Below are 12,556 nucleotides of genomic sequence, written 5' to 3'. Positions count from 1 at the left end.
ACCGCCGTGAAGGCCAGGGGCGTGGTGATTCCCGCTCGTCCTTCGGCGGCCAGCGTGGCGACAACCGTGGCGGCGATCGGGGCTCGTTCGGCCAGGATCGTCGTGAAGGCCAGGGTCGTGGAGACTCCCGCTCGTCGTTCGGCGGCCAGCGTGGCGACTATCGCGGCAACGAACGTGGCTCCTACGGCCAGGATCGTGGGGAAGGCCAGAGCCGTGGCGATTCCCGCCCGTCTTTCGACGGCCAGCGCGGTGAAGGCCGTGGCAACGAACGGGGCGGTTTCAACCAGGAACGGCGCGAAGGCCGGGGCCGACAGGATTTCCGGCCGTCACATGGCGGCCCGCGTGGCGACCACCGGGGCGGCGAGCGCGATCAAGCGCCGCAGAAACCTCAATACAACCGTCCGCGCCTGTCCCATGCCGCCATTCGCATCGACCAGGTGCAGCGCGTCCTGGGCGAAATCCTGCAATGGACCTACCCGGCCGACGCTGCGCTGTCGCACTGGCTGCGCGGCCACCCGAATCTGGGTGCGCGCGACCGTTCCGAAGTGGCCGAAGCCGTCTATGACGTGCTGCGCCATCTGCGCCGCTACCGCCAGTATGCGGAAAGCGGCGTCGGGGCGGCTTCGCGCCGTCTCGCCATTCTGGGCTTGAACGCGACCCTGGGTGCGGACGCGCTCCAAGAGGGCATGGACGCGGCGGAAGCGGAATGGCTCCAGCGCGTATCGCGCATCGACGTGTCCACGCTGCCGCGGGCGGTGCGCGGAAGCATCCCCGACTGGCTGGACGAACGACTCAGCGCCATGGACAACCCGGAAACGCTGGTCGAGTCCTTGAATCGCCAGGCATCCCTGGACCTGCGCGTGAACCCGCTGAAGGTCGAACGCGACGCCATGCTGACCGAACTGCAGCAAAGCGCCGGGCGCTACGAGCCGACGGCCATGCCGTTCTCGCCGTGGGGCATCCGCATGGAGGGGCGTCCCGCCATCAATCGTTGGCCGCAATTCGAAAACGGCAGCATCGAAGTCCAGGACGAGGGCAGCCAGTTGCTGGCCTTGCTGGTGGCGCCGCGTCGCGGTGAAATGATCATCGACTTCTGCGCAGGTGCAGGCGGCAAGACTTTGCTGCTGGGGGCGCTGATGCGCTCCACCGGGCGCCTGTACGCGTTCGATGTCTCGGCGGCGCGCCTGGCTCGCGCCAAGCCGCGCTTCGCGCGCAGCGGCCTGTCGAACGTGGTGCCCGTGGTCATCGATAGCGAAAACGACGCCCGCGTCAAGCGCCTGGCCGGCAAAGCGCAGCGCGTGCTGGTCGACGCCCCGTGCAGCGGCATCGGCACGTTGCGCCGCAATCCCGACCTGAAATGGCGCCAGCACCCCGAGGCGCTGGCCGAATTGGGCCAGTTGCAGGAACGCATCCTGAACAGCGCGGCGCGTTGCGTCGCGCCGGGCGGCCGCCTGGTCTACGCCACGTGCAGCCTGTTGGCAGAAGAAAACGAGGTCCAGGCCGACCGCTTCCTGGCCAGCCACCCCGACTTCGAACGCCTTGACGCCGCCGAAATCCTGGGCGCCCGTTGCGAATCGCTGAACCTGCAGGGGCCGTACGTGCAACTGCGCCCGGACGTGCATGGCACCGACGGCTTCTTTGCGGCTGTATTCGAACGCAAGAAGAAGGGTGCTGTCGCGGACGCCAGCGAAGACGCCGTGGCCGAAGAAGATGTCGTCGTCGAGGAAGACTTCGTAGCCGACGAGGCCCCCGCGGCCAACGAGGCCGGCGCTGATGCAGTCGCGGAAGACGAAACCGGCGTCAAGGAGCCGGTGTAACGCCCACGGTTGCGCTGTAGCGGCGGGTTCCGATCGTCTTGTTCTGGTATTTCACTTCCCAGGACAGGGTGTCGGACCCCGGCCGGTCGGCCTGGTACACCACCTGAGCCACCGGCACCGCCTTGTAGGCGCATCGGCCCGAATTGCTGGACTGGCCTCGCGTCTGCATGACGCTCGCCTTCCCCAGCGTAGGCATCTGCGTGATGGACACGCGCGGTGCGCGCAGCGCCAAGCAATCCGACCCGCGAATCTCGTAATACGAGGCCAGGACCGCTACGTCCCCGGATTTCAACGTCTGCGCCAGGACGGTAGGGGCCCCTAGCACCATTCCAAGCACGGCCAGGGCGGGATAAAAACGGTGGCGCATCAATTCGAAAGGCATCAGTGGGGCAAAAGAGACAGTTGTCGGGCGAAATCGGCGTGAAGTGTGCGCCGGTATCGTGGCGCCTTCAAGTCTGCAGGACATCCTGACTGGAACTTTAACGGCGAAATGTGGCCAAAATGAGATGCCTATGCGACTCCCGGCCGTGGCTGCCGGGCTAGCCTTGCTACAGCAAGGGCATAAGCAGCCCTTTTGCGCCAGCCGAAAGCGGTGCTGTGGCCGCTTTTTTGCGCAAAACCGTGGCTTAGTCCTTGATTTCGCTCAAAAACAATTTTGAAACTAGATTGTCATCAGACACTCAAGGTACGCTAAACTTCAGCCACTTCTCAAGCGAGGCTCATAACAGCTTTATGGATTACATCCTCTCCTTCATTGCCGGCGGCCTGACCCAAGCGACTTGGTGGCAGATCGTCGTTTTCACTTTGGTCGTGACCCACATCACGATTGTTTCGGTCACGGTTTTTCTCCATCGCAGCCAAGCGCACCGCGGTCTGGATTTGCATCCGGCTGTCATGCACTTCTTCCGCTTCTGGCTCTGGATGACGACCGGTATGGTCACCAAGGAATGGGTGGCCATTCACCGCAAACATCACGCCAAGTGCGAAAAGGAAGGTGACCCGCATTCGCCCATCCTGTTCGGCATCTGGAAGGTGCTGTTCCGCGGCGCGGAACTGTATCGCGAAGAATCGAACAACAAGGAAACCATGGCCAAGTTTGGCCACGGTACCCCCGACGACTGGCTCGAACGCAACGTCTACAGCAAGCACAGCCTCTGGGGCGTGCTGACCATGCTCGCCATCGACGTCGCCCTGTTCGGCGCTGTCGGCGTCACCGTGTGGGCTGTGCAGATGGCCTGGATTCCCTTCTGGGCGGCTGGCGTCGTCAACGGTATCGGCCACTACTGGGGCTACCGTAACTACAACAGCCCGGACACCAGCACCAACGTGTTCCCCTGGGGCATCGTGATCGGCGGCGAAGAACTGCACAACAACCACCATGCTCATGGCACGTCGGCCAAGTTCTCGGCCAAGTGGTATGAATTCGACATCGGCTGGTGCTACATCAACATCCTGAAGTTCTTCGGCCTGGCCAAGATCAAGAAGGTTGCGCCCAAGCTGAAGCTGGACGACACGCGCACCGGCATCGACCTGCGCACGCTGCAAGGCGTGATCACGCACCGCTACGAAGTCATGGCCCGCTATGCGGACGTGATCAAGGGCGCCGCCCGCGAAGAACTGGCCAAGCTCAAGGCCTCGCGTCAGGAAGGCAACGCGGAATGCGGCTACACCAAGCTGCATCAGGTGCGCCGCGCCATCCACCGCAACGAAGACATCCTGCAGCCGGAACAACTGGCCGCCGTCGACAAGGCAATTGCTCAGAACAAGTCGCTGTCCACGCTGGTTCAAATGCGCCGCGAACTCGGCCGCATCTGGGAAAGCTCCAGCGCCAGCAGCGAACAACTTCTCCATGACCTGCAGGCCTGGTGCCAGCGGGCCCAGCAAAGCGGCATCGCTGGGCTTGAGCAGTTCGCTCAACATCTGCGCCGCTACGCGGCATGATGCTAGAGAAGCTCAACCCTGAACAACGCGCCGCAGTAACGTTAGAACCGCAGCACGCCCTGGTCCTGGCCGGGGCGGGCAGCGGCAAGACCCGGGTGCTCACCACCCGCATGGCCTGGCTGATTCAAACCGGCCAGGCTTCGCCTTTTGGGCTTCTGGCGGTCACGTTCACCAACAAGGCGGCGCGCGAAATGCTGGCGCGCATGTCGGCCATCCTGCCGATCGACACGCGCGGCCTCTGGATCGGCACGTTCCACGGTCTTTGCAATCGCATGCTGCGCGCGCACCATCGCGACGCCGGCCTGCCGCAAAGTTTCCAGATCCTTGACGTCACCGACCAACTGGCGGCCATCAAGCGCCTGATGAAGGCCAACGGGGTCGACGACGAAAAGTATCCTCCCCGCGACGTGCAGCGCTTCATCAACGGCGCCAAGGAAGAAGGCCTGCGTCCCGCGGACGTCGAGGCCTACGATGCCCACCGCCGGCGCCTGATCGAGATCTATCAGCTTTACGAGGCCCAGTGCCAACGCGAAGGCGTGGTCGACTTTGCCGAACTGCTGCTGCGCGCCTATGAGCTGCTGTCGCGCAACGCGCCCGTTCGCGAGCACTACCAGCGCCGTTTCCGCCACATCCTCGTCGACGAGTTCCAGGACACCAACACGCTGCAGTACAAGTGGCTGCGCTTGCTGGCCGGTGGCGGCGCCGTCATGTTCGCTGTCGGCGACGATGACCAGTCCATCTACGCATTCCGCGGCGCGAACGTCGGCAACATGGCCGATTTCGAACGTGACTATGCGCACGGCACGGTGATCCGCCTGGAGCAGAACTACCGCTCTTACGGCCACATCCTGGATTCGGCCAACGCGCTCATCGGTCACAACTCCGGCCGGTTGGGCAAGAATCTCTGGACCGACCAGGGCGAAGGCGAGCCGGTGCGCGTCATCGAGCAGCCGTCGGACGGCATGGAAGCCCAATGGATCGTGGACGAAATCCGTTCGCTCATCCATGAAGGCAGCGACCGCCGCGAAATCGCGGTGCTGTATCGCAGCAATGCGCAGTCGCGCGTCATCGAGCACGCCATCTTTTCCGCCGGCATTCCCTACAAGGTCTATGGCGGCCTGCGCTTTTTCGAGCGCCAGGAAATCAAGCACGCGCTTGCCTATCTGCGCCTGATGGCCAACCCGCACGACGACACGTCGTGGATGCGGGTCGTCAACTTTCCCACGCGCGGCATTGGCGCGCGTACGCTGGAACAGTTGGCGGACGCCGCGCGGGCGCACGACACCAGCCTGTACGCCGCGGTGGCGTTGGTCGGCGGCAAGGGCGGGTCCAATCTGGCGCAGTTCGCGCAGCTGATCCACCGCCTGATCGAAGAAACGCGTGAATTGCCGCTGCCGGAAATGGTCGAGCACATGCTCGAGGCCAGCGGCCTGAATGCGCACTACAAGGCCGAACGCGAAGGCGCCGAGCGGCTGGAAAACCTGAACGAACTGATCACGGCCGCGGCCGTGTTCGCTTCGGAAGAAAACTACGACGGCATGCCTGCCGGCGTGGTTCCGGACCACGACACGTCGTCCACGCTCATGCCGGGCGTGGTGGACGCGCCCATCGCCGCGGGCGACAACCTGACGCCGCTGGCGGCGTTCCTGTCGCATGCTGCGCTAGAGGCCGGAGACAACCAGGCCCAGCAAGGCCAGGACGCCGTCCAGCTCATGACGGTGCACGCCGCCAAGGGCCTGGAGTTCGACGCCGTCTTCATTACCGGCCTGGAGGAAGGGCTGTTCCCGCACGAGAACAGCATCCTGGAACCCTCGGGGCTGGAAGAGGAACGCCGCCTCATGTATGTGGCGATCACGCGCGCGCGCCAGCGCCTGTACATCAGCCTGGCGCAAAGCCGGATGCTGCACGGACAGACGCGCTACGCCATGCGCTCGCGGTTCCTGGACGAGATCCCCGAGCAGCACTTGAAGTGGCTCACTCCGAAAGCCGGCTTGGCGCCGCTCAGCGCCACGGGCGCGGGCTGGGGCGGCGGTGCGCGCGGCGACGCCTTCGGCCGCAAGCCAACCAATACCATTGCGCCGCGTCAACCTCGCGGCGTCGCTACCGGCGTCACCGTGGGCGACAAGCAGTATCGTGTAGGTCAGGGTGTCCATCATGCGCGTTTCGGCGATGGCACGATCATCAGCCTGAGCGGTTCGGGGCAGGACGCACAGGCGGAAATCCAATTCCGCGACGTAGGCGCCAAGACCTTGGCGCTGGGCATCGCCAAGCTTGACATTGTTCAGGGTTGACACACATGGCCACCAACGATTCCCCCAAAGCCGAGTTGGCGTCGCTGCGCGCCGAAGTCGACGAAATCGACCAGCAGATCATGCTGCTGTTGGGCGTTCGGTTCCGTTGCACGGACATGATCGGCGAACTCAAGACCAACCACGGCATGGACCTGGTGGATCCCAAGCGTGAGGCCCAGCAGGTCGAGCGCATCCGCCGCCTGGCGCTGGAAGCGGGCGTGCCGCCCGACCTGGCCGAAACCATCCTGCGCGAGGTCATCGACACCGTGATCGACAACCACACCCGCCTGCGCGAGCGTCCGTACTCGTAACGCTCCGGCCGCGCCCCAGGCTTGCCTCTGCGCATGCCATGGGGCGCCGGCGGCCCTCCTGGCCGCCGCCGTGTCGCACTCGATCAGGCTTCGGCCTGGTCGATCTCCTCCAGCTCTCCCTGCAGTTCCAGCCACTGTTCTTCCAGCTCGCCCATGCGCTTGCCATGTTCGCCGTGGTCTGCCATGACTTTCTGGCGTTCCGCGCGCCGGTTGTCTGAATACAGATCGGGGTCGGCAATGATGGCGTCCAGCGCCTGCAATTTCACGCGCAGCTTCTCCATCTCGGATTCCACCTTGGCCAGCTTGGATTCCAGCGGTTTGCGCAGCGCCGACAGGCGTTGGCGTTGCTCCGCTTCGGCGCGCCGCTGGGCCTTGCGGTCGACGACGGGCTCGCCGCTTTCGGCGTTTTCCCGTGCTTCGGCGCGTTCGTCGGCGTTGCGGGCGGCCAGCCAGTCCCGGTAGTCCTCCAGGTCGCCGTCGAATTCCCGCACCGCGCCGTCCGCGACGATCCAGAAGCTGTCCACGGTGGTGCGCAGCAGGTGGCGGTCGTGGGATACAAGCAGCATGCTGCCGCCGAAATCCGCCAGCGCGGTGGCCAGGGCCTCGCGTGTCTCGACATCCAGGTGGTTGCTGGGTTCGTCGAGCAGCAGCAGGTTAGGCTTTTGCCAGACGATCAGGGACAGCGCCAGACGCGCCTTTTCCCCGCCTGACATGGGACCGACCTTGCTGGTCACCGTATCGCCGGAAAAGCCGAAACCGCCAAGGTAGTTGCGCAGTTCCTGCTCGCGCGCGTCCGGAGCCAGGCGCGCCAGGTGGGCGATCGGCGTGCTGTCCACGTCCAGCATGTCGAGCTGGTGCTGATGGAAATAGCCGATGGCAAGACCGCGAGACGCGCGGCGTTCGCCTGCCTGTACGGGAAGTTCTTCAGCCAGGGTCTTGATCAGCGTGCTCTTGCCCGCGCCGTTGGCGCCCAGCACGCCGACGCGGCTGCCTGCACGCACCATCAGCGTCACGTCGCGCAGGATGGGCACGGCGTTGCCGTCGGCGTCTGTGTAGCCCGCCGACAGGTGTTCCAGGGTCAGCAAAGGATCGGGCACCTGCTCGGGCGACGGGATGCGGATGTCGATGCCCGCCTCGGCCTGCAATGGCGCCAGCACCTGCATGCGCGCCAGCGCCTTCACGCGGCTTTGCGCCTGCTTGGCCTTGGATGCCTTGGCCTTGAAGCGGTCGATGAAGCCCTGCAGGCGGGCCGCCTCGCGCGTCTGGCGTTCGAAAGCGATGTTGGTCTGACGCAGGCGCTCGGCGCGTTGCGTCAGGAAGTCGCCATAGCCGCCGCGGTAGCGGACAAGCTTGGCGTGGTCGAAATGCAGAATTGACTTGGCGACCGCGTCCAGGAATTCGGTGTCGTGCGAAATCAGCATGACGGTGCCTTCGTAGGCGCCCAGCCATTTCTCCAGCCACAACATGGCGTCCAGATCCAGGTGGTTGGTGGGCTCGTCCAGCAGCAGCAGTTCAGAAGGCGCCATCAGCGCGCGGGCAAGCGCCAGTCGCATGCGCCAGCCGCCGGAAAAACTCTCGACGGGCTGCATCCATTCGGCGGGTTTGAAGCCCAGGCCAGCCAGCAGTTGTTCGGCGCGCGACGGGGCGCTCCAGGCGCCGGCTTCCACCAGCGCGGCTTCGACCTCCGCGATCTCGGTGCCATGATCGTCGGACAGCGCGGCGCGCTGCGCCTGAAGCGCGCGCAGATGGGTGTCGCCGTCGATGACAAACTCGCGGGCAGGGCGGTCGTCCGCATGCAGTTCCTGCTCGACGCTGGCGATGCGCCAGCCCACGGGCACGGACAAGGTACCCGCGTCCAGGTCCAGCGCGCCCGTCAACAGCGCGAACAACGAGGACTTTCCCGCACCGTTCTTGCCGACGATGCCGACGCGCTCACCGGGGTTTACAACGAATTCGGCGCCGTCCAGCAGCACTTTCGTGCCGCGGCGCAGGGTCAATCCAGTAGCGCGTATCACAGGCTCAATTGCTCGCGGGTAAGCAGCAGAAGCTGGTCCGAGGCTTCCTCGGTGTCCAGCCATACGGGCGACAGCTGCGGAAAGGCCGCCTCGAAAAAGTCGCGCTCGTGGCCGATTTCCAGCACCAGCACGCCTTGCTCGGTCAGGTATTGCGGCGCCGAGGCCAGGATGCGGCGCACCAGGTCCATGCCGTCGTCGCCGCCGGCCAGAGCCAGTTGCGGCTCGTGCAGGTATTCCTGCGGCAAGGCGTCCATTGAACCGCTGTTGACGTAGGGCGGATTGCAGACGATCACGTCGTACTGGCGCGCGGGCAGGTCGTCGAACAGATTGCTTTGATGCAAGTCCAGTCGATCCGCCAGTCCGTACTCGTCGACATTGCGACGCGCCACGTCCAATGCGTCCGACGAGACGTCAACGGCGTCCACGTGCGCATAGGGGAACGCCAGCGCCGACAGGATGGCCAGGCAGCCGGATCCGGTGCACATGTCGAGCACGTTTTCGACGGCCAGCGCGTCCTGCACCCACGGCGACAACCCTTGGTCCAGCAGTTCGGCGATGGGCGAACGCGGCACGATCACCCGCTTGTCCACGTAAAAGCGATGGCCGCGCAGCCAGGCTTCGTTGGTCAGGTAGGCGGCCGGTACGCGTTCAGACACGCGTCGGTCCAGCAGATCGAGCACGTGCTCGCGTTCCTCTCGCGTCACGCGGGCATCCAGGAACGGCTCAAGCGTGTCCAGCGGCAGGTGCAAGGCATGCAGCGTCAGGTAGACCGCTTCGTCCCAGGCATTGTCGCTGCCGTGTCCCAGCGCCACCTGGGCGCCGTTCAGGCGAGACACGCCGTAGCGGATAAGGTCGCGCAGCGTCTGCAATTCTTCGCGGGAGGAGGCATTCATATTTGGCATTCCAGTTCACCGCCCAATGGGAAAATGCCCCCGCGACGGGGGGGCACGGCCCAAGGGGCGGGCGATTCGCCGGGAGGAAGGTATCCCCCCGGGTGGGGCACTGTTATTTCTGCAGCAGCAGGTTTTCCAGCGTCCGGCGGTAAATGTTTTTGAGCGGCTCCAGCGAAGCGATCTCGATACGCTCATTGACCTTGTGGATCGTGGCGTTACCGGGGCCGAACTCGATCACCTGTGGGCAGATCTTGGCGATAAAGCGGCCGTCGGACGTGCCGCCGGTGGTCGACAGTTCCGCAGTGACGCCGGTTTCCGCGTGGATGGCCTGCACCAGCGCATCGGTAAGCGACCCGCGAGGCGTCAGGAAGGGCTCGCCGCCCAGTTCCCAGTCCAGGTCATACTCCAGGCCATGCTTGTCCAGCACTGCATGCACGCGCTGCTTCAAGCTTTCCGGCGTGCTTGCGGTGGAGAACCGGAAGTTGAACAACGCCACGGCCTCTCCCGGCACGACGTTGGTCGCGCCGGTGCCCGAATTCAGGTTGGAAACCTGGAACGTGGTGGGCGGGAAGTACTCGTTGCCCTGGTCCCATTCGATGCCGACGATCTCGGCCAGCGCCGGAGCAAGCTGGTGCACCGGATTGCGCGCCAGGTGCGGGTAAGCCACGTGGCCCTGCACACCCTTGATCGTGAGCTTGCCCGACAAGGAGCCGCGACGGCCGTTCTTGCAGGTGTCGCCCAACACGTCGCCCGACGTCGGTTCGCCGACGATGCAGTAATCCAGCTGTTCGCCACGCGCCTTCAGCGCGTCGCAGACGATGGCCGTGCCGTCGATGGACGGGCCTTCCTCGTCCGAGGTGATCAGCAATGCGATCGAGCCGCCATGCTGCGGATGGGCCGCCACGAATTCCTCGGCCGCAACCACGAAGGCGGCGATCGAGCTTTTCATGTCGGCCGCGCCGCGGCCATACAGCCAGCCATCGCGCTCGGTGGGAACGAACGGGTCGCTGTTCCACTTTTCGCGCGGGCCGGGCGGCACCACGTCGGTGTGGCCGGCGAACACCGTCAGCGGCGCGGCGCTTCCGCGCCGGGCCCACAGGTTGGTGACGCCGCCCTGCGCGATGGTTTCGCACGTGAAGCCGATGCGTTCCAGGCGGGCGGCGAGCGCCCGCTGGCAGTCCTCGTCCGCCGGGGTGACCGACGGACGGGCGATCAGGTCCTTGACCAGATCCAGTACCGTGCTCATCAAGCCCTCAGCAGATCGTTGATGCTGGTCTTGGCGCGGGTTTGCGCGTCGACACGCTTGACGATGACGGCGCAGGCCAGGCTGTGCGTGCCGTCGGCCGACGGCAGCGAACCCGGAACCACGACCGAACCCGACGGCACGCGGCCGTAGGTGATCTTGCCCGTGGCGCGGTCATAGATCTTGGTGCTTTGCGACAGGAACACGCCCATGGCCAGCACCGAGTTCTCTTCCACGACCACGCCTTCCACGACTTCCGAACGGGCGCCGATGAAGCAGTTGTCTTCGATGATGGTGGGGTTGGCCTGCAGCGGCTCGAGCACGCCGCCGATGCCCACGCCACCCGACAGGTGGACGTTCTTGCCGATCTGCGCGCACGAACCGACGGTGGCCCAGGTGTCGACCATGGTGCCTTCGTCGACGTAGGCGCCGATGTTCACGTAGGAGGGCATCAGCACGACGTTGCGGGCGATATAGCAACCGCGGCGCGCGACGGCCGGCGGCACCACGCGGTAGCCGCCTTGCTTGAAGGCGTTGTCGCCGAATTCCGAGAACTTGAGCGGCACCTTGTCGTAGAACTGCAGGGGCGCCTGGCCCATGATGGCGTTGTCGTTCAGGCGGAACGACAGGAGCACGGCCTTCTTGATCCACTGGTGCACAACCCAGTCGTCGTTGATCTTCTCGGCCACGCGCAGGCGGCCCAGATCCAGCCCGGCGATGGTGTGCTCGACCGCTTCGCGCACTTCAGCGCTGGCGTCGGTGGGCGACAGGTTGCCCCGGTTTTCCCAGGCTTGTTCGATGGTGGTCTGGAGGTCGAGAGTCATAGCGGCTCAGCTTTTAAAGGTTGATCAAACAGAGGTATGTACAAAATGGGCAATGCGCTCGGCCGCCTGCACGCAGTCGGCCAAAGGCGCCACCAGGGCGATGCGGATGCGTCCCTGGCCAGGATTCACGCCGTGCGCTTCCCGCGCCAGGAAACTTCCCGGCAGCACGGTAACACCGGTCCGGCCATACAGGTCGCGCACGAAGGCCGTATCGGAACCGGGCGTGGCCGCCCACAAGTAGAACGAGGCCTGCGGCCGCGACACGTCCAGCACTTTCTGCAGGATCGGCACGACGGAGTCGAATTTTTCGCGGTATTGGCGACGGTTTTCCTTCACGTGCGCCTCGTCCGACCATGCCGCGACGCTGGCCGCGGACACGATAGGGCTCATCGCACTGCCATGATACGTGCGATACAGCAGAAACCGGCCGATCAGCGCGGCATCGCCCGCCACAAACCCCGACCGTAGCCCGGGGACATTGGAGCGCTTGGACAGGCTGGAAAACGCCACCAGGTTGCGGTAGTCGTCGCGGCCCAGCCGGCGCGCCGCCTGCAAGCCGCCCAGCGGAGGATTGCCCTCGTCCAGGTAGATCTCGGAATAGCACTCGTCCGATGCGATCACAAAACCATGGCGGTCGGACAGTTCGAACAGCGCCTTCCACTCATCCAGCGACATGACGTTGCCGGCCGGATTGCCCGGCGAACACACGAACACCAGCCGCGTCTTTTTCCAGACGTCGTCCGGCACCTGGTTCCAGTCGCTGCCAAAATTGCGCACCGGATCGGCATTGACGAAATAGGGCGTGGCGCCTGCCAGCAGCGTGGCGCCTTCGTAGATCTGATAGAACGGATTGGGGCAGATCACGACCGAATCGGCGGACGGATCAATCACGGTCTGCGTGAATGCAAACAGCGCTTCGCGCGAGCCCAACGCGGGCAGCACCTGCGTGTCGGCGTCGGGCGCGGGGATGCTGTAGCGGCGCGCCAGCCATTCCGAGATGGCCCGACGCAATGCCGGGTCGCCTTTCGTGGACGGATAGACGGACAGCCCGGCAAGGCTGTCGCGAATGGCTTGCGCCACGCGCTCCGGCGCGGCGTGCTTGGGCTCGCCGATCGACAGATTGATGGGCGCAAGGCCGTCCGGTTGCGAGCTGGCGGAGGCCAGCAAAGCCCGCAATTTTTCGAACGGGTAGGGGTGTAGGGCATCGAGGCGCGGATTCAT

Annotated in this window: 11 protein-coding genes; 4 read left to right on the top strand and 7 right to left on the bottom strand. The window is 65.0% G+C overall.

Annotated features, from left to right (window positions below):
• The first annotated feature begins 437 nt into the window (after window positions 1-437).
• Entirely contained in the window at window positions 438-1,817 is a 1,380-nt protein-coding gene (locus tag RT614_RS16000) for an RsmB/NOP family class I SAM-dependent RNA methyltransferase (RefSeq protein WP_313623229.1), read from the top strand.
• Here RT614_RS16000 and RT614_RS15995 read toward each other — a convergent pair.
• Both RT614_RS15995 and RT614_RS29105 read right to left on the bottom strand, forming a co-directional pair.
• On the bottom strand, window positions 1,801-2,184 hold the full coding sequence (locus RT614_RS15995; RefSeq protein WP_313623103.1) for a hypothetical protein: 384 nt from the start codon (window positions 2,182-2,184) through the stop codon (window positions 1,801-1,803). The two genes, RT614_RS16000 and RT614_RS15995, sit on opposite strands and share 17 nt — an antisense overlap.
• A gap of 341 nt (window positions 2,185-2,525) precedes the next feature.
• Window positions 2,526-2,702 carry a hypothetical protein gene (locus tag RT614_RS29105; RefSeq protein WP_409558485.1) on the bottom strand — a complete coding sequence of 59 codons (177 nt, stop codon included), beginning with the start codon at window positions 2,700-2,702 and terminating at the stop codon, window positions 2,526-2,528.
• On the opposite strand from RT614_RS29105, the gene RT614_RS15990 reads away from it, so the two are divergent.
• The 3 genes from RT614_RS15990 to RT614_RS15980 are packed head-to-tail and all read left to right on the top strand — an operon-like array spanning window position 2,622 to window position 6,360.
• A complete protein-coding gene (locus tag RT614_RS15990; protein ID WP_409558484.1) occupies window positions 2,622-3,758 on the top strand; it encodes a fatty acid desaturase in 1,137 nt (378 codons plus the stop codon). The two genes, RT614_RS29105 and RT614_RS15990, sit on opposite strands and share 81 nt — an antisense overlap.
• Window positions 3,755-6,049, top strand: a complete 2,295-nt coding sequence (locus RT614_RS15985; protein ID WP_313623101.1) for a UvrD-helicase domain-containing protein — start codon at window positions 3,755-3,757, stop codon at window positions 6,047-6,049. The genes RT614_RS15990 and RT614_RS15985 overlap by 4 nt, the downstream gene beginning before the upstream one ends.
• Before the next feature lie 5 nt (window positions 6,050-6,054).
• Complete coding sequence (locus tag RT614_RS15980; RefSeq protein ID WP_056562507.1) at window positions 6,055-6,360, top strand: chorismate mutase; 306 nt, start codon at window positions 6,055-6,057, stop codon at window positions 6,358-6,360.
• Between the two features lie 83 nt (window positions 6,361-6,443).
• Here the strand turns inward: RT614_RS15980 and RT614_RS15975 are convergent, their stop codons facing one another.
• The 5 genes from RT614_RS15975 to dapC all read right to left on the bottom strand — a co-directional run bounded on the left by RT614_RS15975 (window position 6,444) and on the right by dapC (window position 12,556).
• The gene (locus RT614_RS15975; RefSeq protein ID WP_313623100.1) at window positions 6,444-8,375 is read right to left on the bottom strand and encodes an ABC-F family ATP-binding cassette domain-containing protein; all 1,932 of its coding nucleotides are present in this window, start codon (window positions 8,373-8,375) and stop codon (window positions 6,444-6,446) included.
• A complete protein-coding gene (gene prmB / locus RT614_RS15970; protein WP_313623099.1) occupies window positions 8,372-9,268 on the bottom strand; it encodes a 50S ribosomal protein L3 N(5)-glutamine methyltransferase in 897 nt (298 codons plus the stop codon). The genes RT614_RS15975 and prmB overlap by 4 nt, the downstream gene beginning before the upstream one ends.
• A 112-nt stretch (window positions 9,269-9,380) precedes the next feature.
• Window positions 9,381-10,514, bottom strand: a complete 1,134-nt coding sequence (dapE, locus tag RT614_RS15965; RefSeq protein WP_313623098.1) for a succinyl-diaminopimelate desuccinylase — start codon at window positions 10,512-10,514, stop codon at window positions 9,381-9,383.
• Window positions 10,514-11,335: a 2,3,4,5-tetrahydropyridine-2,6-dicarboxylate N-succinyltransferase gene (gene dapD / locus RT614_RS15960; protein WP_313623097.1), complete on the bottom strand. Its 822-nt coding sequence runs from the start codon at window positions 11,333-11,335 to the stop codon at window positions 10,514-10,516. Before dapD ends, dapE begins: the two co-directional genes overlap by 1 nt.
• Before the next feature lie 24 nt (window positions 11,336-11,359).
• Entirely contained in the window at window positions 11,360-12,556 is a 1,197-nt protein-coding gene (gene dapC, locus RT614_RS15955; RefSeq protein ID WP_313623096.1) for a succinyldiaminopimelate transaminase, read from the bottom strand.

The sequence above is a fragment of the Achromobacter sp. genome (assembly GCF_032102605.1).
In the GTDB taxonomy this organism is placed as follows: Bacteria; Pseudomonadota; Gammaproteobacteria; order Burkholderiales; family Burkholderiaceae_B; genus Achromobacter.
The sequence above is the reverse complement of the archived record's forward strand: the minus strand, read 5'-3'. Positions and strand labels throughout refer to the sequence as shown.